The following is a 22,749-nucleotide window of genomic DNA, read 5'->3' as shown; positions in this document are numbered from 1 at the left end:
TCAGTTCTATTCCTTGTCGTGGTCTTCGGGTATCGGCGGCAGGTCGCCGCAGTGCAGTCCAAGATGAACTTTAGGCCCGCATGCCCTTCTTTGGGCTGCCCCAGCGACGGGCCGCCGCGCAGTGTGTCGCGACCTGTGACGATTTGCTTCCCGTGTCCTCACGCTCGCCGTGAAGTCGTTCACGACGGCCCGGCGCCCCGGTGCCGTTACATGTCAGCGCGCGGCGGCCGCTGCCCGCAAACGCAGCACTTCGACGGCGTCGACCTCGCCAGCGGCATGGCCCCAGGACTGCCGCAAGTGGCTCGCCAGCGCGGCCAGTTCGTCCGCCCCGAGCACGCCGGCAAAGGGCGGCATGCCGTAGGGGCGGGGCTGGCCCGGCGTGGCCGGCGCGAAGCCGCCGCGCTCGATGACGCGGATCAGGTTGGCGGCGCTGGCCTGGGTCACCAGGCGGCTGCCGGCCAGCGGCGGGTAGGCCATTTCTCCGGCGTCATTGCGGCGGCCCTCGCCCTGCTCGCCGTGGCAGGCGATGCAGTGGTCGCGGTACAGGCGAGCGCCACGCTCGCGGCGGCGCGGGTCGGGGTCGACGGCCGGAGGCCGGGCGACGGTCTGTTCGGGGAGTGCGCGCAGATAGGCGCTCATGGCGGCAAGGTCGGCGTCGTTCAGCGCCGCCGTGCTGCCGAGCACGACCTCGGCCATCGGCCCCTGTGCCGTGTGGCCTTGCGCCTGCCCGTCGCGCAGCCAGCGCTGCAGCGTCGCGTCCGGCCAGCGCTGCACGCCGGCCTCCAGCGGGTCCAGCAGCGAGGGCGCCACCCAGCCCAGGCCGGCGAGCAGGCCGCCGCGGAAGTCCGCCGCGCCGCCGTCGCCGCCCAGCACGCCGCGGCTGGCATGGCAGGCGCTGCAATGGGCCAGGCCCTGGCTCAGGTAGGCGCCGCGGTTCCAGGCGGCGTCCCGCGCCGGGTCGGGCTGGTAGACGCCCGGCTTGAAGTACAGCGCCCGCCAGGCAGCGACGGCGAGCTGGCTGGTCAGCTCGCCGTTCCAAGGCCAGCGCAGTTCATGCGCGCGGCGCTCGGCGGCCACGGGCGGCTGGGCCTGCAGCCAGGCATGCAGCGAGTCGGCGTCCTCGCGTGTCACCAGCGTGGTGTTGGTGACGGGATGGGCCGGCGCCAGCAGCCGGCCATCGCGGCTCTGCCCGAGGTGCAGCGCGCGCCAGAAGTCGTCGCCGCTCCAGTCGGCCAGGCCGCTGGCATGCGGCGTCAGGTTGGACGAGAACACGGTGCCGAAAGGCGTGGGGATAGGCCGGCCGCCGGCCAGGCGCTCGCCGCCCCGCGCGGTGTGGCAGCCGGCGCAGTTGCCCACCGCCGCCAGGTAGGCGCCGCGTTCGAGGCTCACGGGGGTCGTGGATGGCGGCGTGGCGTCGGTCAGGTTGCGCTGCCAGGCCAGCAGGCCGAAGGCGACGACAGCGGGCATGGCGAGCAGGGCCAGCGCGATCAGCAGCCGCTTCATGGCGCCACACCTCCGCAGCGCATCGGCGCCGGGCTGGGTGGCGCGGCTGCGGGGTGTGGGTCGGCGGGCAGTGGCTGGCCGGCGAGGTAGTGCGTCAGCGCGTTGATCTCGGCGCTGGTCAGCGCCTGGGCGATGTGCTGCATGCAATCGGGCGCCTGCGCCCGCCGCTGGCCGCTGCGCCAGGCGCCGAGCTGGCCGTTCAGGTAGTCGCGCGACAGCCCCAGCAGGCCCGGCACGGCCGGCTGCGCGCCGGTCAGCCGCTCGCCGTGGCAGGCGGTGCAGGCGGGCAGCTTGCGAGCCGCGTCGCCGTTGCGGATGAGCGCCTCGGCGCGGGCCAGCTCCGGCGCGGGCAGCTTGGGCGGCTGCGGTGGCGGGTAGGGCAGATCCAGCGACGCGAAGTGGCCGGCTAGCTCCTTCAGGTAGGCGTCGGACAGCGGCGCGATCAGCTCGCTCATCAGCCCGTAGTCGCGCCGGCCGTCACGGAAATTCAGCAACTGGTTGTACAGATAGCCGGCCGGCTTGCCCGCCAGGCGCGGGTAGTAGCCGTCCGGCGCGGCGCGGCCTTCCTTGCCATGGCAGCCGGTGCAGGCCATCGCGCGTTGTGCAAGGGTGTCGGGGACGGGCTGGGCGTGCGCCGCTGTGGCGACGAGGCAAAGCGTGGCGGCGAGGGAGCGGATCGTTGAGCGCATGGCCCGTCATCTTGCCTGGGCCGGCGGGCCGGCGTAAGGCGCAGATCAGGCCGTCTGCGACCGTAGCAGTTCGCCCAGCCGCGCCACGGCGGCGGCGAGCGCGGGTGTCCAGGGCTGGCCGCTGTTCAGGCGCAGGCAGTGGGCAAAGCCGCCGCTGGCCGAGAACAGCGGGCCGGGTGCCAGGCTGATGCCCTCCAGCAGTGCGGCGCGCTGCAGGGCCATGCTGTCGTGCCCGGGCGGCAGCGTCACCCACAGGAAGTAGCCGCCTTTCGGGGCCGTGACCTCGGTGCCCGCCGGAAAGTGTTGCAGCACCGCCGCCCGTAACGCCCGCTGCTGCGACGCCAGCGCCCGGCGCAGTGCGCGCAGGTGGCGATCGTAGTCGCCGCCTTCCAGGTACTGCGCAATGGCGGCCTGCGCCGGCCAGGAACCCGACAGGCTCTGGCTCAGCTTGGCCCGCCGCAGCGCCGGTGCGAAGCGGCCGGCAGCCACCCAGCCGACGCGATAGCCCGGCGCCAGCGTCTTGGCAAACGAGCCGGCGTGCAGCACCTCGCCGCGTGTCGAGTGCGCCTTGGCGGGCAGCGGCGGCGTGCCCGTGTGCTGCAGCTCGGCGTAGACGTCGTCCTCGATCAGCGGGATGCCGTGGCCCTCCAACAGCTCTACCAACGCGCGCTTCGCTGCAGGCGGCATCAAGCTGCCGAGCGGGTTCTGGAAGTTGGTCATCAGCCAGCACGCCGCAGGCGCGTGGCGGGCGATCAGCGCGGCCATCGCATCCAGGTCGGCGCCTTCGGTCGGGTCGGTCGGCACCTCGACCGCGCGCAGCCCCAGACGTTCGAGCGCCTGTAGCGCGGCGTAGAAGCAGGGCGCCTCCACCAGCACCGCGTCGCCCGGCCGGGTCAGCAGTTGCAGCGACAGGTTCAGCCCCTCCAGCGCGCCATCGGTCAGCACAATCTCGTCGGGCGTCACGCTCATGCCGAGGCGCAGATAGCGCAGCGCGATCTGGCGGCGCAGCCCTTCATGGCCGCCGGGCAGTTGCTGGGTCAGCTCGGCCGGGTCCAGGCGGCGGCTGCCGGCGGTGAGCGCGCTGCGCAGCTTGTCGAAAGGAAACAGCGTGGGGCTGGCGAAGGCCGAACCCAGCGGCGCGTGGATGGCCTGCCCGCCGGTGCCGAGCAGCTGGAAGACCAGCTCGCTGACGGCGACCGGCTGCGGCTCCAGCGCGCGGGCCGCCGGCAGTGCGGTGGCCGGTGCGACGAAGTAGCCGGACCGCTCGGCCGCGCGGATCAGCCCGCGCGCTTCGAGCAGGTGGTAGGCCTGGAAGACGGTGGAGGCGCTGCAGCTGCGGCTGGCCTGGGTCTGGCGCACCGAGGGCAGGCGGTCGCCCGGGCGCAGCGCGCCGCTTTGGATCAACTGGGCCAGTTCGTCGGCCAGCCGGCGATACAGCGGCGCGTCGCCGCTCACCGCGCGCCGAAGATGGCCGAGCCGACGCGCACCATCGTCGAGCCGGCCTGGATGGCGTCTTCGAGGTCGGCGCTCATGCCCAGCGACAAGGTGTCCAGTGCCAGGCCCTCCGCCTTCAGCGCCTCGAACAGCGCCGCCATCACCCGATGCTGGGCCAGCGCGCCCGGGCCTGGCTCGGGCACGGCCATCAGGCCGCGCAGCGTGACGCGGGGAAGGGCGGCGACCTGGTGTGCCAGCGCGGCGACCTCGGCCGGCAGCAGCCCGCTCTTGCTGGCCTCGCCGCTGATGTTGACCTGCAGGCAGATGTTCAGCGGCGGCATCTCGGCCGGGCGCTGCTCGGACAGGCGCTGCGCCACCTTCAGCCGGTCCACCGAATGCACCCAGGCGAAGGCTTCGGCCACGGGCCGCGTCTTGTTGGACTGCAGCGGGCCGATCAAATGCCACTCGATGGGGAGATCCGCCAGTTCTTGCGCCTTGGCCAGGCCTTCCTGCACGTAGTTTTCGCCAAAGGCGCGGGCGCCGGCCGCGAAGGCTTCGCGAACTGCCGAGCCGGGGAAGGTCTTGCTGACAACCAGAAGGCTGACGGAATCGGGCGCACGGCCGGCCGCGACACATGCCGCAGTGATCCGTGTTTTGGTGACTTGGAGGGAATCTGAGATGGCCATAATCAACCGAGCTTCACAGGTACACCATGGACATCACTCAGCTGCTGGCATTTTCGGTCAAGAACAAGGCCTCGGACTTGCACCTCTCGGCCGGCCTGCCGCCGATGATCCGGGTGCATGGCGATGTGCGCCGCATCAATGTCGAGGCGCTGGACCACCGCGCGGTCCACGACATGGTGTACGACATCATGAACGACACCCAGCGCAAGATGTACGAGGAGACGCTGGAGGTCGACTTCTCCTTCGAGATCCAGGGCCTGGCGCGCTTTCGCGTCAACGCGTTCAACCAGAACCGCGGCGCGGGCGCCGTGTTCCGGACGATTCCGAGCAAGATCCTGTCGCTGGAGCAGCTGGCCGCGCCCAAGGTCTTCGCCGACCTGGCGCTCAAGCCGCGCGGCATGGTGCTGGTGACCGGGCCGACCGGCTCCGGCAAGAGCACGACGCTGGCGGCCATGGTCAACCACCTCAACGAAAACGAGTACGGCCACATCCTGACCATCGAGGACCCGATCGAGTTCGTGCACGAGTCCAAGAAGAGCCTGATCAACCAGCGCGAGGTCGGCCCGCACACCCACTCGTTCGCCAACGCCTTGCGCTCGGCGCTGCGTGAGGACCCGGACTGCGTGCTCGTCGGCGAAATGCGCGACCTGGAAACCATCCGCCTGGCGCTGACGGCCGCCGAAACGGGCCATTTGGTCTTCGGCACGCTGCACACCTCGTCGGCCGCCAAGACGGTAGACCGCATCGTCGACGTCTTCCCCGCCGCCGAAAAGGAAATGGTGCGGGCGATGGTGTCGGAGTCGCTCGTGGCCGTCATCTCGCAGAGCCTGTGCAAGCTGAAGGACGGCAGCGGCCGCGTCGCGGCGCACGAGATCATGCTGGGCACGTCGGCCATCCGAAATCTCATCCGCGAGAACAAGGTGGCACAGATGTACTCGTCCATCCAGACGGGCAACTCGCAGGGCATGCAGACGCTGGACCAGAACCTGACGGACCTGGTGAGGCGCAACATCATCTCGCCTGCCGAGGCGAGGTCGAAGGCCAAGTTCCCCGAGAACTTCCCCGGCTGATCGCACAAGGAAACCACCATGGAACGCGATCAAGCCTCCAAGTTCATCAACGACCTGCTGCGGCTGATGCTGTCGCGCAAGGGCTCCGACCTCTTCTTGACGGCCGAGTTCCCGCCCGCCATCAAGGTGGACGGCAAGCTGACCAAGGTGTCGCCCCAGCCGCTCTCCGGCCAGCACACGCTGCAGCTGGCGCGCGCCATCATGAACGACAAGCAGGCGGCCGAGTTCGAGCGCACGAAGGAGTGCAACTTCGCGATCTCGCCGCATGGCATCGGCCGCTTCCGCGTCAATGCGTTCATCCAGCAGGGCCAGGTCGGCCTGGTGTTGCGGACCATCCCGTCCACGCTGCCCACCATCGAGTCGCTGGACCTGCCGCCGGTGCTGCGCGAGGTGGTGCAGCACAAGCGCGGCCTGGTCATCGTCGTGGGTGCCACGGGCTCGGGCAAGAGCACGTCGCTGGCCGCGATGATCGACGAGCGCAACGAGACGACCTACGGCCACATCGTCACCATCGAGGACCCGATCGAGTTCGTCCACCCGCACAAGAACTGCATCGTCACGCAGCGCGAACTGGGCATCGACACCGACAGCTGGGAGGCGGCGCTGAAGAACTCCCTACGCCAGGCGCCCGACGTCATCCTGATGGGCGAGCTGCGCGACCGCGAGACCATGGACCATGCCATCGCCTTCGCCGAGACCGGCCATCTGTGCATGGCCACGCTGCATGCCAACAGCGCCAACCAGGCGCTGGACCGCATCATCAACTTCTTCCCTGAGGACCGCCGCCAGCAGCTGCTGATGGACATCTCGCTGAACCTGCGCGCGCTGGTCAGCCAGCGCCTGCTGCCGCGCCGCGAGGGCAAGGGCCGCGTGGCGGCGGTGGAGATCCTGCTGAACACGCCGCTGATTTCCGACCTGATCTTCAAGGGCGAGATCACCGAGATCAAGGAGCTGATGAAGCGCTCGCGCGAGCTGGGCATGCAGACCTTCGACCAGGCGCTGTTCGACCTCTACGAGTCCGGCAAGGTGACCTACGAAGACGCGCTGCGCAACGCCGACTCGGTCAACGACCTGCGGCTGCAGATCAAGCTGAACAGCGAACGCGCGCGCAGCGGCGATCTGTCCACCGGCACCGAACACCTGACCATTCTCTGAACATGAGCACTCGCAGCTACGACCCCGTTCCCTCGCGCCGCGTCGCCTTTCTGGGCCTGGGCGTCATGGGCCATCCCATGGCCGGCCATCTGGCGCGCGCCGGGCACCAGGTGACGGTCTACAACCGCACCGTCGCCAAGGCCGAAGCCTGGGCCAAGGAATACGGCGGCGCCTTCGCAGCGACGCCGGCCGAGGCCGCCAAGGGCGCGGAATTCGTGTTCTGCTGCGTCGGCAACGACGACGACCTGCGCTCGGTCGTGCTGGGCGACAGCGGCGCCTTCGCCGGTATGGCGGCGGGCGCGGTGTTCGTGGACCACACGACAGCGTCGGCTGCGGTCGCGCGCGAGCTGCAGGCGGTGGCCGCCGCGCGTGGCCTGCACTTCATCGACGCCCCGGTCTCCGGCGGCCAGGCGGGTGCCGTCAATGGCGCGCTGACGGTCATGTGCGGTGGCGAGACCGCGCCCTTCGAGGCCGCCAGGCCGCTCGCGCTCGCCTTCGCCAAGGCCGTCACGCTGCTGGGCGGCCCGGGCTCGGGCCAGCTGGCCAAGATGGTCAATCAGATCTGCATCGCCGGCCTCGTGCAAGGCCTGGCCGAGGCCGTGCGCTTCGGCCAGAACGCGGGCCTGGACATGGCCCAGGTGCTGGACGTCATCGGCAAGGGCGCGGCGCAGAGCTGGCAGATGGACAACCGCGGCAAGACCATGGTCGAGGGCAAGTTCGACTTCGGCTTCGCGGTGGACTGGATGCGCAAGGACCTCGGCCTCGTGCTCGACGAGGCGCGCCGCAATGGTTCGCGCCTGCCGGTGACGGCGCTGGTGGACCAGTTCTACGCCGATGTGCAGGCGCAGGGCGGGAACCGCTGGGACACGTCGAGCCTCATCAAGAGGCTCTGACGCTCACGACTTCTTCGGGAGAGTTCGAGCGAGCTCGTCCTCGCTGATGATCTCGAACGACCGCACCACCTTCTTGACGCCGCCGACCTGGCGCGCGATCTCCGTCGCACGAGCCGCTTCGCGCTCGGTCACGCGGCCCAGCAGGAACACCTCGCCGCGCTCGACGACCACGTAGAAGGCGTTGCTGTGTAGGTCCCGTGCGTCAATCAGCTGGGCCTTGACCTTGCTCTTGATGACGACATCGTTGGAGCGGGTGCTCAACGAGCTGTGCATCGTCACGGCCACTTCGTTCATCACCCGGCTGACGTTCTCGACGCCAGTGACGATGCGCTCGACCTCGGCCCGGTCGGCCTCGGTACGGGCCTCGCCCGTGATCAGCGCGACGCGGTTGTAGCTGTTGACGTTGATGTGGACCTTGTCGCCGAGCTGCTCGCGCAGGCGGGCGCCGGCCTTGACCTCGATGGTCTCGTCCTCCAGCTGGGTGCCGGAGGTGCGGCGGTCGGTGGCGACGCTGACGCCGCCCACCATCGCGCCGCCGATCAGCAGCGGCGCGCAGCCGGTGGCAAGCAGGCTGGCAAGGGTGGCGGCGGTCAGGGTCAGGGTGAGCTTTTTCATGGATCTTCCGGTGTGGGTTACTCGTCGCTGCCCAGCAATTGCAGGTCGATGGCGTCGGCCAAGGCATGCAGCAGCACGCGCTGGGCTTCCACAACGCGCGGCTCGCGGCCGTGGCTGACGCGGATCTGGATGTCGGTGTCTTGCAGCACGCCGCGCCACTCGTCCGCGCCGCCCGGCGGCTGGGACGTGAGCGCGATGATGCTCATCTCCTGCGCATGGGCCACGGCCAGCACGGGCTGCCAGGCGTCGCGCTGTTCGCGCAGCGGCTCGATCATGATGAGCACGTCGCCCGGGTGGCCGTGGGCCTGCAGCAGGCGGGTCAGGTCCAGCCCGGCGGCCTCACGCGCCTGGGCCGCCAGGCTCCAGGCCGCGAGGCCGGGGCGCTCCTGCTCGAAGCGGCCGGCCAGGCGGGCGGCGAGGTAGTCGGCGTCCATGCTGGCCAGGCCGTGCGCGGCGCACAGGATGCGGTTGCCGCCGGTGATGGCGTCCACCACCATCTGCGCGGCCATCGCCAGGGGGCGGGCCAATTGCTCGGCGGCTTGGTAGAGCAGGTCGGCGCTCTCGAAGAATTGCTGCTGTATTCGCTGTTCGATCATCAGGGCGGGATCATAGTCAGCCGGCATCGAAGGCCGCTTTCAGCCAGGTCAGTTGATCTCCATCAAGAGCGACAACGTCGAAGCGGCAAGGCGGCGGGCTGGCGTGGCGCAGCAGGTAGTGCTGGGCGGCGTAGATGAGGCGCTGCTGCTTCTTGGCCGTCACGCTGGCGGCCGCGCCACCATGCGAGGCATCGGCCCGCGCGCGCACTTCGACGAAGACCAGCGTGCCGTCGCGGTCCATCATGATCAGGTCCACCTCGCCGGCATGGCGGCTGGGGCCGGCGCCGACTCGATAATTCCGCTCCAGCAGGCGCAGGCCGGCGCGCTCAAGATGCGCCAGCGCTGCGTCCTCCGCCGCGTCGCCGCGCGTCTTGGTGTCCGGTTTTGAATCCGGTTTTGATCGAGAGCCCCAGTTGAACATTGACGCCTCATTGCTTTGCCAGGCCGCAGCGGCCGCAGCCGGCGGCCAGCAGTATCCGGCCGCCACGCTCTATCTCGTCGCGACGCCCATCGGCAATCTCGCGGACCTGAGCCTGCGCGCCATCCACGCCTTGAGCCTGGTCGACGCGCTGGCCTGCGAGGACACGCGCCAGGGCGGTGGCCTGCTGCGCCACCTGGGGCTGCACAAGCCGCTCATCGCGCTGCACCAGCACAACGAGCGCGAAGGCAGTGCGACGGTCATCGCGCGCCTGGCGGCCGGCGAGCGCGTGGCCTATGCGTCGGATGCCGGCACGCCGGCCATCTCCGACCCCGGCGCCGTGCTGGTGCAGCAGGTGGTGGCCGCCGGCTACCGCGTGCTGCCGCTGCCAGGGCCCAGCAGTGCGGTGACGGCGCTCAGCGTCGCCGGCGACACGGCGGCGACGAGCTTCGCCTTTGCCGGCTTCCTGCCCACCAAAGCTGGCGAGCGCCGCACGGCGCTGCAGGCCGTGCTGGCCGTCGAAGGACAGAGCCAGGTGGTCTTCGAGGCGCCGCATCGCATCGTCGAAGTCATCGCGCTGCTGGCTGAGATGGCGCCCGCGCGCCGCGTCACGGTCTGCCGTGAGCTGACCAAGCAGTTCGAGAGCATCCACACCGCCGAGGCGGCCACGCTGCCGGCCTGGCTGGCAGCCGATGCGCAGCGGCTGCGCGGCGAGTTCGTGCTGGTTTTGCACGCCACCGCGCCCCAGGCGGCGGCCGACGACGACCTGCCCGCCGAGGCGCTGCGCGTGTTGGCGCTGCTGGTGGCCGAGCTGCCGCTGAAGCAGGCGGTGGCGCTGGCTGCGCAGATCACCGGCGCGCCGCGCAACCGGCTCTACGACGCGGGGTTGAAGCTCAAGAACGGCGGCGACGAGTGAGCAGGCCACCGGCCGCCAGGCCCAGCGCCAGCAGCAGCGCGGGCGCAGGCTCGGGCACGGCCGCCGCCAGCAGGTAGATGTCGCCGTTGAGGCCGACGGCGTAGAGCGAGCCATCGCCGCCTTCGCCGAAGCTGGTCAGCTGGAAGCCGCTGAAGGGCGAGGCCAGCGGCGTGGCCGTGGTGCCGTCCAGCGTCCACATGCGGCCGGAGACGAAGTCGCCGAACACGTACTTGCCGTCCAGCGTGGCGTCACCGCCACCGCGATAGACATAGCCGCCGATGACGGTGGCGTCGCCGTTGGCGCGACCGTAGTCGAACACCGGCTCGGTCAGGTTGGGCGGTGCCGGGTCGCCGACGCCGGGGTTGTCGATGCTGCCCTCACGCGGACGCCAGCCGTAGTTGGCGCCACGGCCCAGGCCGGAGGCGGCGGAGGCGAAGTTGACCTCTTCACGCGCGCTCTGGCCCACGTCGGCCAGCCACAGGTCGCCGGTCGTGCGGTCGAAGCTGTTGCGGAAGGGGTTGCGCAGGCCGTAGGCCCAGATCTCGTCGTTGCCGGCGACGCCGACGAAGGGGTTGTCGGTCGGCACCGTGTAGCCGCCATCGGCGCCGGGCGTCACGCGCAGCAGCTTGCCGAGGTTGCTGGTGAGGTTCTGCGCGAGGTTGTCGGGGTCGTTGCCGCCGCCGCCATCGCCGGTGGCGATGTAGAGATTGCCGGGGTCGGCGGCGCTGAAGCCTATCCAGCCCGCCTTGTGGTTGCTGCGGCCGGCCGGCTGGGCGACCGTGAGGATGGTGCGCGCGCTGGCGCCGATGTCGCTGGCGGTCAGCGAGTAGCTCTCGACGACCGTGCTCAGCGTCGTCTTGTCGATGTAGTTGACGTAGACGCGGCCGTTGGTCGCAAAGCCGGCGTCGAAGGCCAGGCCCAGCAGGCCGCGCTCGCCGCTGCTGCTCTCGACCTTGGCCGTGATGTCCAGCGCGGTGGACACGCCGCCCAGGCTGTCTTGCACCTTGATGACGCCGCCCCTCTCGACGATGAAAAGGCGCGAATCGCCGACGGGCGCACCCAGAAAGACGGGCGCAGTGAAGCCCGAGCCGATCAAGGTTGCTGCGGGCGCGGCCCCGGTGGCGGCCAGCGCAAGGCAGGCAATGGCAAGTGACTTCATTCGGTGCTCCAACGTGGTGCGAGAGCGCTGGATGCTGTGCTTGCACAGTGCCTGCTGACATCCCTAGAGACGCCCGTACAGGCGCTGATTTGTTAGCAGCCGTGTCAGGCCGTCAGGCGGTCGGCGGTTGGATGAGCCACTGGAAGACCGAGGGCCACCAGGCTTTGGCGCAATGCCGGCACCAGCGGCGTGTGGGGCTCCGGGCCGATCTGCGCGGCCAGCGCGGCGCCGTCCAGCGAGTGGGCGCGCAGCCAGAGGTAGCGCATCTCCAGCACCGCCCGCCAGCTCGGCACGAAGGGCGCGGCTAGCTTGAGCAGCCCCCAGGGCATGCCGGCGAGCTTGAGTTCGCGACCGCTCGCCTCGCTGAGCGCCTGGCGCAACTGCTCGCCGCTGACGCCATTGCCGGCGAAGTGCAGGCGCTGGTGGCCCTTGAGGCGCCCGCGCTGCTCGGCCAGGGCCACGAAGGTCGCGGCCAGGTCGGGCAGATAGGCCCAGGCATGGGGCAGCGTGGCGTCGCCTGGGTAGACGAGCTTGCCCGCGGCGAGGCGACTGACGATGGCGAGGTCGAACCACGAGCCCCGGCCCGCGCCGCCGAAGAAGTCGCCCGCGCGCAGCGCCAGCGAGTCCAGCCCGGTGTCGTCCGCCATCTCGCCCTCCATGCGGATGCGCAGACGGGCCTTGGGTGTGTCGCCTACTTCCGGTGTGCCAGGTGCCAGCCGGGCCGGCAGCTCGCGGCCGAAGTTGTAGACATTGCCGGGCAGCATCAGCAGCGCGCCGGCTTGCCGGGCGGCGGCCTGCGCCGAGCGGGCCAGCGGCAGGGCGGCCTGGTCCCAGCGGTGGTAGGGCGCGTTCAGCGCGTTGACGACGACGCTGCAGCCGGCGGCCGCCTGGCCGAGGGCGGCGGTATCGAGCGCGTCCGCGCGCAGCGGGCTGACGAGGTGCAGGCCACGCCACTCGGGCGGCGCCTCGCCACGCAACTGGGCGCGCGCGTGCCAGCCGGCGCGGGCGAAGGCGGTGGTCAGCTCGCGGCCCAGGCGGCCGGCGGCACCGAGGATGAGGACGTGGCGGTCGGTCATGAGGAACTCCGGAAGGGATGCGGCACTGTCCCGCCTGGCGTTCACTGCCGCAATGCGCATCGCCGCATCCCCGTCATGCAAAATCGCATCGATGAACCTGGACTGGAACCACTGGCAGGTCTTCCTGGCCTTGGCCGAGGGCGGCTCGACCGCAGCGGCGGCGCGCGCGCTGGGTCAGACCCAGCCGACGCTCAGCCGCCAGCTCGCCGCACTCGAGGCGGCCGCCGGGCTGGCCTTGTTCGAACGCCACCCGCGCGGCCTGCGCCTGACGGCAGCCGGCCAGGAGCTGCTGCCCGCCGCCTGCCGCATGCGCGAGGCCGCCCAGGGGCTGAGCCTGGCACTGGCGGCACGCGACACCTCGCTGGCCGGCACGGTGCGACTGACCGCCAGCGAGATCGTCAGCGCGCACTTCCTGCCCGCAGCGCTGGTGCCGCTGCGCGCGGCCCACCCGGAGATCCAGATCGAGCTGGTGGCCAGCAATGCGCTGGAGGACTTGCTCGCCCGCAGCGCGGACCTGGCGGTGCGCATGACCCGCCCCACCGAGCCCGCGCTGCTGACCCGGCGCCTGGCCGACTGGCCGCTGGGCCTCTATGCCCACCACGACTACCTCGCCCGCCACGGCATGCCGACGCCGGCGACGCTGGCCGAGCATGTCTGGCTGGGCCATGACCGCTCCACGCAGCTGATCGACGGCTTTCGGGCCGGCGGCGTCGACGTGGACCGCGAGTTCTTTGCCTGGCGTTGCGACAACCAGCTCGTCAACTGGGAGGCGCTGCGGGCAGGGTTGGGCATCGGCGTCGGCTTGCGGGCGCTGGCGGCGCGCGACGCGGCGCTGGTGCCGGTGCTGCCCGAGTTCGTCGTGCCGCCGCTGCCGCTGTGGCTGGCCGCCCACCGCGAGCTGCGCGACACGCCGCGGCTGCGACTGGTGTTCGAGGCCCTGGTGACGGCCTGGTCGGCAGGCCCGGCCTAAACTCGACGCATGATCGCCGTCGAACCCACCCTGGCCCGCCTGGCCACCGCCCGCTCGCAACTGCTGGAGCCCTTTGGCCTGACCGAGGCCTCGCTGTCGCAGGCGCTGCGCGTCATCACCGAGCACCGCATCGACGATGCCGACCTCTACTTCCAGACCACCCGCGCCGAGGGCTGGAGCCTGGAGGAGGGCATCGTCAAGAGCGGCAGCTTCAGCATTGACCAGGGCGTAGGCGTGCGCGCCGTGGCGGGCGAGAAGACGGCGTTTGCCTACTCGGATGACATCTCGCTGGAGTCGCTGCTCGATGCGGCGCGCACGGTGCGCACCATCGCTGCGGCCGGACAGAGCAAAAAGGTCAAGGTGCCGTCACAAGGCCGCGTGGCCGGCAGCCGCGAGCTGTACGGCGTGGCCGACCCCATCGCCAGCCTGGACAGCGCGGCCAAGGTGGCGCTGCTGGAGCGCGCCGAGAAGATGGCCCGCGCCAAGGACCCGCGCATCGCCCAGGTGATGGCGGGCCTGGCCGCCGAGCACGAGGTCGTGCTCATCGCCCGCGCTGACGGCACGCTGGCGGCCGACGTGCGGCCGCTGGTGCGTCTGTCCATCACAGTGATTGCCGAAAGCAACGGCCGCCGCGAGGTGGGTTCTGGCGGTGGCGGTGGCCGCTTTGGCCTGGCCTATTTCACCGACGAGATGATTGCGAGCTATGTCGAGCAGGCGGTGCACGCGGCACTGACGAATCTTGAGAGCCGCCCCGCACCGGCCGGCGAGATGACCGTTGTCGTCGGCCCGGGCTGGCCCGGCGTGCTGCTGCATGAGGCGGTCGGCCACGGGCTGGAAGGCGACTTCAACCGCAAGGGGTCCAGCGCCTTCGCCGGCCGCATCGGCCAGCGTGTGGCCGCCAAGGGCGTGACGGTGCTGGACGACGGCACCATTCCCGACCGCCGCGGCTCGCTGAATGTGGACGATGAGGGCTGCGCCAGCCAGCGCAATGTGCTGATCGAGGACGGCATCCTGAAGGGCTACATCCAGGACGCGATGAACGCGCGCCTGATGAAGGTCGCCCCCACCGGCAATGGCCGCCGCGAGAGCTATGCCCACGTGCCCATGCCGCGCATGACCAACACCTACATGCTGGGCGGCAAGGACGACCCGAAGGAGATCATCGCGTCGATCAAGAAGGGCCTCTATGCGCCCAACTTCGGCGGCGGGCAGGTCGACATCACGAGCGGCAAGTTCGTGTTCTCGGCCAGCGAGGCCTACTGGGTCGAGAACGGCAAGATCCAGTACCCGGTCAAGGGCGCCACCATCATCGGCAACGGCCCGGACGCGCTGACCCGCGTCAGCATGATTGGGAACGACATGGCGCTGGACACCGGCGTGGGTGTCTGCGGCAAGGAAGGGCAGAGCGTGCCGGTGGGCGTGGGGCAGCCGACGCTGCGCATCGACGGGCTCACCGTCGGTGGCACGGCCTGAAAGCCTGCCTTGGCGTCTCGCGAAAGCCCGCATTTGCCACCGTGCTAGATTCCGATCTCATGTACCGCGCCGCAGTTTTTAGCTTTTGGTTTTTTCCCCGCCCCGGCGGTGGAGAGTCCTGAGCGCGCGCGCTGAACCCAGACTCCCTACGAACCGCCGGGCCTCCAAAGCCCGGCGGTTTTTTTATGTCCCGACATTTCCAGAGGTGCCCCAGATGAACGCCAAAGTCTCCTCCGTCCAACCCGAAGCCCAGCGCTGGTACTCCCAGGACGACAAGACCAGCGCCACCGATGACGAGCGCATCGTCGACGTCACGCCGCTGCCGCCGCCGGAGCACCTGATCCGCTTCTTCCCCATCCGCGGCACAGCGATGGAAGGCCTGATCAGCAACACGCGCCAGAGCATCCGCAAGATCATGAGCGGCGAGGACGACCGCCTGCTTGTCGTCATCGGCCCCTGCTCCATCCATGACCCCGACGCGGCGCTGGCCTACGCCCGCAAGCTGAAGATCGAGCGCGAGAAGTACGCCGGCACGCTGGAGATCGTCATGCGCGTCTACTTCGAGAAGCCGCGCACGACGGTGGGCTGGAAGGGTCTCATCAACGACCCCTACCTGGACGAGAGCTACCGCATCGACGAAGGCCTGCGCATCGCCCGCCAGCTGCTGCTGGAGATCAACCGCCTGGGCGTGCCGGCCGGCTCCGAGTTCCTGGACGTGATCTCGCCGCAGTACATCGGCGACCTGATCGCCTGGGGCGCCATCGGCGCGCGAACGACCGAGAGCCAGGTGCACCGCGAACTGGCCTCGGGCCTGTCGGCGCCCATCGGCTTCAAGAACGGCACCGACGGCAACATCAAGATCGCGACCGACGCCATCCAGGCGGCGGCGCGCGGCCACCACTTCCTGTCCGTGCACAAGAACGGCCAGGTCGCCATCGTCGAGACGCGCGGCAATGCCGACTGCCACGTCATCCTGCGCGGCGGCAAGGCGCCCAACTACGACGCGACCCATGTCGCTGCGGCCTGCGCTGACCTGGAGAAATCCAAGCTGCCGCAGCGCTTGATGGTGGACTGCTCGCACGCGAACAGCAGCAAGCAGCATCAGCGGCAGGTCGACGTGGCCCGGGACATCGCCGGCCAGTTGCGCGAAGGCAGCAACAGCATCTTCGGCGTCATGGTGGAGAGCCACTTGAACGACGGCGCCCAGAAGTTCACGCCGGGCCAGGACGATCCCGCCAAACTGGCCTACGGGAAGAGCATCACCGACGCCTGCCTGGGCTGGGACGACTCGCTGGCGGTGCTGGATGTGCTGTCCGAGGCTGTGAAGGCGCGGCGCTGACACTGTCATTGAATGGCCGCAGTGCGGGGAGTAGGATTCCAACTCGGAATTCCTACCGGAGGTTGCATGCAGATCAGCGAGAAGGGCCAAGTCACCATCCCGAAGCACATCCGCATCGCGGCGGGTGTGGCCCCCGGCAGCGAGGTGTCGTTCAGCCTTGAGGGCAGCAAGATCGTGATCACGCCGGTAGGTACCGGGGTCAAGGACGACCGCCGCGCAAAGCTCCGAGCGGCTGCAGCCCGTGTTCAAGCCAGCTTGAAGGGCGAGTTCAAACAACTCGGCGCTGACGAGATCATGACCTTCCTGCGCGGCGACGAGGCCGGGCCAAAGTCTGCAGCCCGTGGCCGGCGCTGACCTCGCGAACTACGACGGCAGCGCCGGAACCCTGGTCGACACCAACATCTGGATCGACTGCATCGACGCGAACAGCCAGTGGCACGAATGGGCCATTGAACAACTTCAGCGGCTCGGCGAACGTTCCCCGCTGCACGTCAATCTCATCGTCTACACGGAGTTGCTTGTGCCCGGCCCGGACATCGATGCCCTGGATGAGCTGCTCGACGTCTATGGCACGCTGCGGACGCCTCTTCCCTGGGGCTGCGCGGCGTTGACAGCGGCGGCATTCGCGCTGTACCGATATCGGGGCGGTTCAAAACAAGAGCCACTGCCTGACTTCTACATCGGTGCCCATGCGGCGGTTGCGAATCTGAGCGTCCTGACCCGCGACCCCGTGCCCTACAGAAACTACTTTTCGCGCCTGGTCGTGATTGCGCCGCAGCCGGGCTAGGGGTTGAAGGGCCGAGCCCAGCCCCCACATCGAACCTCGCCGGGCTTTCTGCCCAAGACTACCCAGATATCGCACCAGCCATGACCAAGCAAACCCACGCCTTCCAGGCCGAAGTCAAGCAGATCCTGCACCTCGTCACGCACTCGCTGTACTCCAACAAGGAGATCTTCCTGCGCGAGCTGGTGAGCAACGCCAGTGACGCCTGCGACAAGCTGCGCTTCGAGGCACTGGACAACGCGGCGCTGTTCGAGGACACGCCCAATCTGGAAGTGCGCGTCAGCTTCGACGAGGAAGCCAAGACACTGACCATCAGCGACAACGGCATCGGCATGAGCGCCGAGGAAGCCGCCTCGCACCTGGGCACCATTGCCAAGAGCGGCACGCGCGAGTTCATGGCCAAGCTCGAAGGCGACCAGAAGAAGGACGCGCAGCTCATCGGCCAGTTCGGCGTGGGCTTTTACTCGGGCTTCATCGTGGCCGACCGCATCACCGTCGATACGCGCCGCGCCGGCTTGGCCCAAGACCAGGGCGTGCGCTGGAGCAGTGAAGGCACCGGCGAGTACGAGCTGGAGACCATCACCAAGCCCGGCCGCGGCACCGACGTCATCCTGCACCTGCGCGACGGTGAGGAAGAGTTCCTGAAGACCTGGCGGGTCAAGTCCACCATCAGCAAGTACAGCGACCACATCTCGCTGCCCATCCTGATGAAGAAGGAGACCTGGGACGCGGACGCCGCCAAGCAGGTCGTCACCGACGAATGGGAGCCGGTCAACAAGGCATCGGCGCTGTGGGCGCGCAGCAAGAGCGAGGTCACGGCCGAGCAGTACGAGGAGTTCTACAAGCAGATCAGCCATGACAGCGAGGCGCCGCTGGCCTACACGCACAACCGCGTGGAAGGCCGCAGCGAGTACACGCAGCTGCTCTACATCCCGCAGAAGGCGCCGTTCGACCTGTGGAACCGCGACAAGCGCGGCGGCGTGAAGCTCTACGTGAAGCGCGTCTTCATCATGGACGACGCCGAGGCGCTGATGCCGGTCTACCTGCGCTTCGTCAAGGGCGTCATCGACTCGGCCGACCTGCCGCTGAACGTGAGCCGCGAGCTGCTGCAGGAAAGCCGTGACGTGAAGGCCATCCGCGAGGGCTCCACCAAGCGGGTGCTGGGCATGCTGGAGAGCCTGGCCAACAGCGAGGAGCAGGCCGACAAGGACAAGTACGCCGCCTTCTGGACCGACTTCGGCCAGGTGCTGAAGGAAGGCATCGGCGAAGACCACGCCAACCAGGAGCGCCTGGCCAAGCTGTTCCGCTTTGCCTCCACGCACGCCGACGCCAACGTCAGCCTGGCGGACTACGTCGGCCGCATGAAGGAAGGCCAGGAGGTCATCTACTACATCACCGCCGATTCGCTGGCCGCCGCCAAGCACAGCCCGCAGCTGGAGATTTTCCGCAAGAAGGGCATCGAGGTGCTGCTGCTGGTGGACCGCGTCGACGAGTGGATGCTGAGCCACCTCTACGAGTTCGAAGGCAAGGCGCTGCAGTCCGTCGCCAAGGGCGCCGTGGACCTGGGCAAGCTGCTGGACGAGGACGAGAAGAAGAAGGCCGACGAGACCGCCGAGAGCCTCAAGCCGCTGCTGGACAAGCTGAAGGAAGCGCTGAAGGACCGCGCCAAGGACGTGCGCGTGACGACCCGCCTGGTGGACTCGCCCGCTTGCATCGTCGTTGAAGAGGGCGACGTGAGCGGCCATCTGGCACGCCTGCTGAAGCAGGCCGGCCAGGCCGCGCCCGAGAGCAAGCCGACGCTGGAAATCAACGCCGACCATGCGCTGGTGAAGAAGCTGGATGGCAGCAGCCACTTCGACGACCTGGCCCAGGTGCTGTTCGACCAGGCCGTGCTGGCCGAAGGTGGCCACCTGGAAGACCCGGCCGCCTACGTTCGCCGCGTCAACGCGCTGCTGACGGGTTGACCGTCACGCCGCCCGCCTAGGCGGGTGGCGTGAAATGCACCGTCCGTACCACGCGCTCCAGCTCGTCGATCTGCACGGGCTTGACGAGGTGGGCATCGAAGCCGGCCTGCTTGCTGTTCTCGAAATCAACAGAGCGGCCATAGCCACTCAAGGCCACCATGGCCACGCGCAGTTCGGGATATTGCTGGCGTATGCGCCGCGCCAGCTCGTAGCCGTCCATGCCGGGCAGGCCGATGTCCAGCAGCGCGAGGTCGGGGGCTGCCGTGGCCACCATCTGCAGCGCGGCGACCGGGTGCGTAGCCACCCACACCTCGTGGCCGTACAGGCGCAGCAGCATGCTCAGCGAATCGGCCGCGTCGTAGTTGTCGTCGACGATGAGGATGCGGCGCGCGGGCTGCGCTGGCTCGGCGGCGTCTGCCGGCGCGGCCTGCATCGGCTCGGTCTCGTCGGCGGCCAGCAGGGGCAGCCGGATCGTGAACTCGCTGCCCAGGCCGGCGCCGTCGCTGTGCACGGCGACGCTGCCTGAGTGCAGGCCCACCAGGCTGCGCACCAGCGCCAGCCCGACACCCAGCCCCGCGTCGCGCAGTTGCGCATCGCCGCCGCGCTCCTGGAAGAACAGGTTGAACACCTCCGGCAGCGCCTCGGCGGCAATGCCTCGGCCGTTGTCTTTGACGCTGATGACGGCTTGCTCGCCGTCCCGTCGCGTCGCCAGCGAGATGCTGCCGCCCGGCGGCGTGTACTTGGCCGCATTGATCAGCAGGTTGGCGATGCATTGCTCCAGCCGCACCGGGTCGCCCCTGCAGGTCAGAGGCTGCGGCGCCTCGTGGAAGCTGAAGTGCTGCTGCCGTTTCTCCAGCAGCGGCTTGGCCATGGCGATGGCTTCCACGGCGATGTCGCCGATCTGCACGGTCTCCAGCCGCAGGTCGACCTTGCCCGTGGCGATCTTGGCCACGTCCTGCAGGTCGCCCACCAGGCGCATCAGGTGGCCGAGGTGGCGGCGCATCGTCGAGTGCTCGACCGTCTCGTAGCCGCCCGCGCGCAGGCGCATGACGTCCAGCGTGGTGACCAGCGGCGCCAGCGGGTTGCGCAGCTCATGGCCCAGCACGCTGAGGAACTCGTCCCTGTTCGTGGCCGCGTGCCGCAGGTCCTTCAGCAGCAGCTCCTTCTGCTCCGCCGCAGCCGAGGCGGCCATGGCCGACAGCACCAGGTTCTGGTTCGCTTCCAGCAACTGCGCACCGCCCGCGTCCCGGGGCTTGCCTGGCAACCCCGAACCCGCGTGCGGGTCTTGAATGGAAAAGAAGCGGTAGCAATTGCCACCAGCGCGCTTGCTTCGGTACATCGCCTGATCGGCGCAATCGACCAGGCGCTCGACGTCCGCCGCGTCGTCGGGGAACACGGCGATGCCGATGCTGGCGGCCACCCGCACGGCCACGCCGTCCACCTCGGTGAGCTGGGCCAATGAGGCCAGCAGCTTCTCGGCCACTCGCCCGGGGTCGGCCGCGCTGGCGACCTCGGTCAGCAGCAGCACGAACTCGTCGCCGCCCAGGCGGCACACCGTGTCCACCTCGCGCACGCAGTCGTTCAGGCACTGCCCGACCGCGCGCAAGACGGCGTCGCCGATCTTGTGCCCCAGCGTGTCGTTGATCTGCTTGAACTGGTCGAGATCCAGGAACAGCAGGGCGAGGCGGTTGTCGCGCCGCTTGGCGTGCGTCAGCGCCTGCGAGAAGCGGTCGAACAACAGCACCCGGTTCGGCAGCCCCGTCAGGCCGTCGAGTTCGCTGGCCTTCGTCAGGTCGTTCACCCGCTGCGCCGCCGATTCCGCCAAGGAGCGTGAACGCACCGCATCGATCACCAGTTGCTCGTTCGCCTCCAGCAACTGCTGCGCGTGGTTGCTGCCGAGCTGCGCCTGCGCCTGGGCCAAGTCGGCCAGCACGTCGGCCAGCTCGGCGCGGGCGCTGAGCGTCCGGCGTTCCAGCGCGGCAACCTCGGCCTCGAGCGCCGTCGGCGCCGTTGCGGGAGGTTCAGGGCTGGTTTCCATACGCCTCCTGCGGGTGCTTGGGTGTGGGCCAGACCGCTGCGGTCAGGTCCCGTCCGCAGTGACGGCGCGGCGTCGGGTGGCCGGGCGACCGCCCAGCAGGCCTTCCTGCCCGGCAAGCATCGTGCCGAGGCGGATGCCGCTGTCATCGATGCTGTACTCGCGCAGCTCGTCCGAGTGGGCGCTGTCGCGCACCTTGACCACCGCCATCACGCGCCGCAGCCGGCTCTCCACCTCGATGTAGCGCTGCACGATGATGGCGTCGGTCATGAAGGCCGTGCCATAGGGGCTGAAGCGCAGGTCGGTGTAGCGGTCCTCCAGTTCCGAGGTCATCAGCACGGTCACGCCCATGCCGGTCAGCGAGGCCACCAGGCGCAGCAGCGATTCGCGGAAGTCCTCCTTGAACGACGGCCCGAGGGCCAGTTCGAAGCCCGATAGCGAGTCGATGACGACGCGGCTGGCCTTCAGGCGCTGGATCTCGCGGGCCAGCAGGTGCATCACCTCTTCGATGGAGACGTCGGTCGCGTGGCTTTCCACCAGGCCGATGCGGTCGTTCCTGATGTGTTGCTCCAGCTCCTTGTCGTGTGCCCGGTTGGGGCGGCGCTCGAAGGCGGCGATGACGCCCGTCTCGCCGTTGCGCGCGCCGGCGTTCAGGAAGGCCGCCGCCAGGATGCTCTTGCCCGACCCGGACGGCCCCGCCAGCAGCAGCGAATAGCCGCGCGGCAGGCCGCCGTTCATCATGTCGTCCAGGCCGGGCACCCCCATGGACGCGCGTTCGGTGGCGCCCAGGGCGGCGTCGGCCACCGACCCGGTCGCCGGCACGAAGATCTGCAGACCGTCGTCGGTGATGCGAAAGGCATGCAGCCCCGGCAGCGAGGGCTGGCCGCGCATCTTCATGATCTCCATCTTGCGCACCATGGCGTTGCGCTGCACGTTCTGGCGCATCCAGATCAGCCCGTCCGCCACCGTGAATACCGGGTTGGCGTCGGTATCGGTGAAGTACTCGCCGATCAGGAAGGTGGTGGCCTGCCAGCTCGTCATCAGCATGCCCAGCTGCTGCATGAAGCGCTGCAGATGGTTGTGCGCGTTGCCGTCGCCCTGCGTGGCGAGCACGACGGAGCGGAAGGAATCGACGAACACCAGCGCCGGCTCATGAGCCGCGACTTCCTCCGTGATGCGCGCCAGCACGCGGTCCAGGTCGCCCGCCATCGCCTCATCGCAGAGGTTGACGAAGCGCACGCTGCGGTTGATGGCGTCGTGGTCGAAGAAGGCGAACTGCTGCTGGTAGCGCAGCATCTTCAGCGGCGGCTCGCCCAGCACGGTGAAGTACAGCGCCGGCCGCGCCTCGGTGGCCAGCGAGAACATGATCTGGTGCGCCAGCGTCGTCTTGCCGCAGCCAGGCTGGCCGGCGATCAGGTTGAACGAGAACTCCGGCAAGCCTCCGCCCAGCAAGTCGTCGAGGCCGGGCACGCCGGTCGACAGGCTGTTGATGGTCACTTTGGAAGTCATGGCGTGGGGTCCTGCGCCGGGGCAGCGCTTGAAGAATTCGACCAGACGGCCTGCAGCAGCCGCTCGCTCAGCGGTGTGCCGATCAGCGCTGTGAGCAGCTCGCGAAAGTTCTCGAACAGCGCGCTGCCGGCGGCGCCAGCCTGGGCTGGCGCTTGTTCGGCGACAAGCTGCCTCAGATGAGCCATGTCGACGGCGTCTTCCTGGCCCGGCTTGAGCGGTGCCAGCCAGGGATGCTGCGCCGTGGTCAGGTGCAGCGCGCGCTTGAACAGTGCCGCGACGCCACGACGACCCACGATGGGCTGCAGTGCGGCTTCGATGTCCGTCCAGAGCGCGAGGATCGCGGTGGCAATGTGGTCGGCGTCGGCGTCCTCTGCGACACGATGAGCCAGAGGCGCCGTCAACCGGCTGCTCTCTCGACTGTGCATGGGTCGTGGAGGTAGGGGGTGTAGTGGTTCAGTGTAGGCG

Annotated in this window: 22 protein-coding genes; 10 read left to right on the top strand and 12 right to left on the bottom strand. The window is 69.3% G+C overall.

Going from position 1 to position 22,749, the window contains the following annotated elements; all coding sequences use genetic code 11:
• Positions 1 to 213: 213 nt before the first annotated feature.
• From ACG00Y_RS11450 to ACG00Y_RS11435, 4 genes are read right to left on the bottom strand one after another with little or no spacing between them, the layout of a single operon-like run.
• Positions 214 to 1,503 (bottom strand): c-type cytochrome, encoded by a 1,290-nt coding sequence (locus tag ACG00Y_RS11450; RefSeq protein ID WP_394478873.1) that lies wholly within the window; start codon positions 1,501 to 1,503, stop codon positions 214 to 216.
• Positions 1,500 to 2,192 carry a c-type cytochrome gene (locus ACG00Y_RS11445; protein ID WP_394478871.1) on the bottom strand — a complete coding sequence of 231 codons (693 nt, stop codon included), beginning with the start codon at positions 2,190 to 2,192 and terminating at the stop codon, positions 1,500 to 1,502. The genes ACG00Y_RS11450 and ACG00Y_RS11445 overlap by 4 nt, the downstream gene beginning before the upstream one ends.
• Before the next feature lie 45 nt (positions 2,193 to 2,237).
• Complete coding sequence (locus ACG00Y_RS11440; protein WP_394478869.1) at positions 2,238 to 3,647, bottom strand: aminotransferase-like domain-containing protein; 1,410 nt, start codon at positions 3,645 to 3,647, stop codon at positions 2,238 to 2,240.
• Entirely contained in the window at positions 3,644 to 4,312 is a 669-nt protein-coding gene (locus ACG00Y_RS11435; protein WP_394478867.1) for a YggS family pyridoxal phosphate-dependent enzyme, read from the bottom strand. The genes ACG00Y_RS11440 and ACG00Y_RS11435 overlap by 4 nt, the downstream gene beginning before the upstream one ends.
• 26 nt (positions 4,313 to 4,338) lie before the next feature.
• On the opposite strand from ACG00Y_RS11435, the gene ACG00Y_RS11430 reads away from it, so the two are divergent.
• The 3 genes from ACG00Y_RS11430 to ACG00Y_RS11420 are packed head-to-tail and all read left to right on the top strand — an operon-like array spanning position 4,339 to position 7,430.
• A complete protein-coding gene (locus ACG00Y_RS11430; RefSeq protein WP_394478866.1) occupies positions 4,339 to 5,382 on the top strand; it encodes a type IV pilus twitching motility protein PilT in 1,044 nt (347 codons plus the stop codon).
• A gap of 18 nt (positions 5,383 to 5,400) precedes the next feature.
• Positions 5,401 to 6,537, top strand: coding sequence for a PilT/PilU family type 4a pilus ATPase (locus ACG00Y_RS11425; protein ID WP_394478864.1), 1,137 nt, complete (start codon positions 5,401 to 5,403; stop codon positions 6,535 to 6,537).
• Positions 6,538 to 6,539: 2 nt separating this feature from the next.
• Entirely contained in the window at positions 6,540 to 7,430 is an 891-nt protein-coding gene (locus tag ACG00Y_RS11420; RefSeq protein ID WP_394478863.1) for an NAD(P)-dependent oxidoreductase, read from the top strand.
• A gap of 3 nt (positions 7,431 to 7,433) precedes the next feature.
• Here the strand turns inward: ACG00Y_RS11420 and ACG00Y_RS11415 are convergent, their stop codons facing one another.
• From ACG00Y_RS11415 to ACG00Y_RS11405, 3 genes are read right to left on the bottom strand one after another with little or no spacing between them, the layout of a single operon-like run.
• Positions 7,434 to 8,045 (bottom strand): BON domain-containing protein, encoded by a 612-nt coding sequence (locus tag ACG00Y_RS11415; RefSeq protein WP_394478861.1) that lies wholly within the window; start codon positions 8,043 to 8,045, stop codon positions 7,434 to 7,436.
• Between the two features lie 17 nt (positions 8,046 to 8,062).
• On the bottom strand, positions 8,063 to 8,641 hold the full coding sequence (locus tag ACG00Y_RS11410; RefSeq protein WP_394478859.1) for an SIS domain-containing protein: 579 nt from the start codon (positions 8,639 to 8,641) through the stop codon (positions 8,063 to 8,065).
• A 16-nt stretch (positions 8,642 to 8,657) separates the two neighbouring features.
• A complete protein-coding gene (locus ACG00Y_RS11405) occupies positions 8,658 to 9,062 on the bottom strand; it encodes a YraN family protein (RefSeq protein WP_394478857.1) in 405 nt (134 codons plus the stop codon).
• Between ACG00Y_RS11405 and rsmI the strand changes: the two genes are divergently transcribed.
• The gene (gene rsmI / locus ACG00Y_RS11400; RefSeq protein WP_394478855.1) at positions 9,055 to 9,975 is read left to right on the top strand and encodes a 16S rRNA (cytidine(1402)-2'-O)-methyltransferase; all 921 of its coding nucleotides are present in this window, start codon (positions 9,055 to 9,057) and stop codon (positions 9,973 to 9,975) included. The two genes, ACG00Y_RS11405 and rsmI, sit on opposite strands and share 8 nt — an antisense overlap.
• Here the strand turns inward: rsmI and ACG00Y_RS11395 are convergent.
• Positions 9,953 to 11,134 carry a PQQ-dependent sugar dehydrogenase gene (locus ACG00Y_RS11395; RefSeq protein ID WP_394478853.1) on the bottom strand — a complete coding sequence of 394 codons (1,182 nt, stop codon included), beginning with the start codon at positions 11,132 to 11,134 and terminating at the stop codon, positions 9,953 to 9,955. The two genes, rsmI and ACG00Y_RS11395, sit on opposite strands and share 23 nt — an antisense overlap.
• 104 nt (positions 11,135 to 11,238) lie before the next feature.
• On the bottom strand, positions 11,239 to 12,210 hold the full coding sequence (locus ACG00Y_RS11390; protein WP_394478851.1) for an NAD(P)H-binding protein: 972 nt from the start codon (positions 12,208 to 12,210) through the stop codon (positions 11,239 to 11,241).
• Between the two features lie 91 nt (positions 12,211 to 12,301).
• Between ACG00Y_RS11390 and ACG00Y_RS11385 the strand changes: the two genes are divergently transcribed.
• The 6 genes from ACG00Y_RS11385 (at position 12,302) to htpG (ending at position 18,740) form a co-directional block, all read left to right on the top strand.
• Positions 12,302 to 13,180 (top strand): LysR family transcriptional regulator, encoded by an 879-nt coding sequence (locus tag ACG00Y_RS11385; RefSeq protein WP_394478849.1) that lies wholly within the window; start codon positions 12,302 to 12,304, stop codon positions 13,178 to 13,180.
• A 9-nt stretch (positions 13,181 to 13,189) separates the two neighbouring features.
• On the top strand, positions 13,190 to 14,653 hold the full coding sequence (tldD, locus tag ACG00Y_RS11380) for a metalloprotease TldD (RefSeq protein ID WP_394478847.1): 1,464 nt from the start codon (positions 13,190 to 13,192) through the stop codon (positions 14,651 to 14,653).
• 214 nt (positions 14,654 to 14,867) lie between these two features.
• A complete protein-coding gene (locus tag ACG00Y_RS11375; protein WP_394478845.1) occupies positions 14,868 to 15,992 on the top strand; it encodes a 3-deoxy-7-phosphoheptulonate synthase in 1,125 nt (374 codons plus the stop codon).
• Positions 15,993 to 16,058: 66 nt separating this feature from the next.
• Positions 16,059 to 16,346 carry an AbrB/MazE/SpoVT family DNA-binding domain-containing protein gene (locus ACG00Y_RS11370; protein WP_394478843.1) on the top strand — a complete coding sequence of 96 codons (288 nt, stop codon included), beginning with the start codon at positions 16,059 to 16,061 and terminating at the stop codon, positions 16,344 to 16,346.
• Positions 16,333 to 16,779: a type II toxin-antitoxin system VapC family toxin gene (locus ACG00Y_RS11365; RefSeq protein WP_394478841.1), complete on the top strand. Its 447-nt coding sequence runs from the start codon at positions 16,333 to 16,335 to the stop codon at positions 16,777 to 16,779. Before ACG00Y_RS11370 ends, ACG00Y_RS11365 begins: the two co-directional genes overlap by 14 nt.
• Before the next feature lie 80 nt (positions 16,780 to 16,859).
• Positions 16,860 to 18,740: a molecular chaperone HtpG gene (htpG, locus tag ACG00Y_RS11360; protein ID WP_394478839.1), complete on the top strand. Its 1,881-nt coding sequence runs from the start codon at positions 16,860 to 16,862 to the stop codon at positions 18,738 to 18,740.
• A gap of 16 nt (positions 18,741 to 18,756) precedes the next feature.
• On the opposite strand, the gene ACG00Y_RS11355 is transcribed toward htpG, so the two are convergent.
• From ACG00Y_RS11355 to ACG00Y_RS11345, 3 genes are read right to left on the bottom strand one after another with little or no spacing between them, the layout of a single operon-like run.
• The gene (locus ACG00Y_RS11355; RefSeq protein ID WP_394478837.1) at positions 18,757 to 20,778 is read right to left on the bottom strand and encodes a diguanylate cyclase domain-containing protein; all 2,022 of its coding nucleotides are present in this window, start codon (positions 20,776 to 20,778) and stop codon (positions 18,757 to 18,759) included.
• Between the two features lie 42 nt (positions 20,779 to 20,820).
• Positions 20,821 to 22,284 carry an RAD55 family ATPase gene (locus ACG00Y_RS11350; RefSeq protein WP_394478835.1) on the bottom strand — a complete coding sequence of 488 codons (1,464 nt, stop codon included), beginning with the start codon at positions 22,282 to 22,284 and terminating at the stop codon, positions 20,821 to 20,823.
• The gene (locus ACG00Y_RS11345; RefSeq protein WP_394478833.1) at positions 22,281 to 22,709 is read right to left on the bottom strand and encodes a hypothetical protein; all 429 of its coding nucleotides are present in this window, start codon (positions 22,707 to 22,709) and stop codon (positions 22,281 to 22,283) included. The genes ACG00Y_RS11350 and ACG00Y_RS11345 overlap by 4 nt, the downstream gene beginning before the upstream one ends.
• Positions 22,710 to 22,749: the final 40 nt, after the last annotated feature.

Source organism: Pelomonas parva (genome assembly GCF_043555835.1).
Taxonomy (GTDB): domain Bacteria; phylum Pseudomonadota; class Gammaproteobacteria; order Burkholderiales; family Burkholderiaceae_C; genus Pelomonas; species Pelomonas parva.
This window is presented reverse-complemented; position numbering and strand designations above follow the sequence as displayed.

What these genes read in the sequence shown, in the direction of transcription:
- ACG00Y_RS11450 (WP_394478873.1), bottom strand. Translation starts at nt 1,503, where the DNA reads ATGAAGCGGCTGCTGATCGCGCTGGCCCTGCTCGCCATGCCCGCTGTC.
- ACG00Y_RS11445 (WP_394478871.1), bottom strand. Translation starts at nt 2,192, where the DNA reads ATGCGCTCAACGATCCGCTCCCTCGCCGCCACGCTTTGCCTCGTCGCC.
- ACG00Y_RS11435 (WP_394478867.1), bottom strand. Translation starts at nt 4,312, where the DNA reads ATGGCCATCTCAGATTCCCTCCAAGTCACCAAAACACGGATCACTGCG.
- ACG00Y_RS11430 (WP_394478866.1), top strand. Translation starts at nt 4,339, where the DNA reads ATGGACATCACTCAGCTGCTGGCATTTTCGGTCAAGAACAAGGCCTCG.
- ACG00Y_RS11425 (WP_394478864.1), top strand. Translation starts at nt 5,401, where the DNA reads ATGGAACGCGATCAAGCCTCCAAGTTCATCAACGACCTGCTGCGGCTG.
- ACG00Y_RS11420 (WP_394478863.1), top strand. Translation starts at nt 6,540, where the DNA reads ATGAGCACTCGCAGCTACGACCCCGTTCCCTCGCGCCGCGTCGCCTTT.
- ACG00Y_RS11415 (WP_394478861.1), bottom strand. Translation starts at nt 8,045, where the DNA reads ATGAAAAAGCTCACCCTGACCCTGACCGCCGCCACCCTTGCCAGCCTG.
- ACG00Y_RS11410 (WP_394478859.1), bottom strand. Translation starts at nt 8,641, where the DNA reads ATGATCGAACAGCGAATACAGCAGCAATTCTTCGAGAGCGCCGACCTG.
- ACG00Y_RS11405 (WP_394478857.1), bottom strand. Translation starts at nt 9,062, where the DNA reads ATGTTCAACTGGGGCTCTCGATCAAAACCGGATTCAAAACCGGACACC.
- ACG00Y_RS11395 (WP_394478853.1), bottom strand. Translation starts at nt 11,134, where the DNA reads ATGAAGTCACTTGCCATTGCCTGCCTTGCGCTGGCCGCCACCGGGGCC.
- ACG00Y_RS11390 (WP_394478851.1), bottom strand. Translation starts at nt 12,210, where the DNA reads ATGACCGACCGCCACGTCCTCATCCTCGGTGCCGCCGGCCGCCTGGGC.
- ACG00Y_RS11385 (WP_394478849.1), top strand. Translation starts at nt 12,302, where the DNA reads ATGAACCTGGACTGGAACCACTGGCAGGTCTTCCTGGCCTTGGCCGAG.
- tldD (WP_394478847.1), top strand. Translation starts at nt 13,190, where the DNA reads ATGATCGCCGTCGAACCCACCCTGGCCCGCCTGGCCACCGCCCGCTCG.
- ACG00Y_RS11375 (WP_394478845.1), top strand. Translation starts at nt 14,868, where the DNA reads ATGAACGCCAAAGTCTCCTCCGTCCAACCCGAAGCCCAGCGCTGGTAC.
- ACG00Y_RS11370 (WP_394478843.1), top strand. Translation starts at nt 16,059, where the DNA reads ATGCAGATCAGCGAGAAGGGCCAAGTCACCATCCCGAAGCACATCCGC.
- htpG (WP_394478839.1), top strand. Translation starts at nt 16,860, where the DNA reads ATGACCAAGCAAACCCACGCCTTCCAGGCCGAAGTCAAGCAGATCCTG.
- ACG00Y_RS11355 (WP_394478837.1), bottom strand. Translation starts at nt 20,778, where the DNA reads ATGGAAACCAGCCCTGAACCTCCCGCAACGGCGCCGACGGCGCTCGAG.
- ACG00Y_RS11350 (WP_394478835.1), bottom strand. Translation starts at nt 22,284, where the DNA reads ATGACTTCCAAAGTGACCATCAACAGCCTGTCGACCGGCGTGCCCGGC.
- ACG00Y_RS11345 (WP_394478833.1), bottom strand. Translation starts at nt 22,709, where the DNA reads ATGCACAGTCGAGAGAGCAGCCGGTTGACGGCGCCTCTGGCTCATCGT.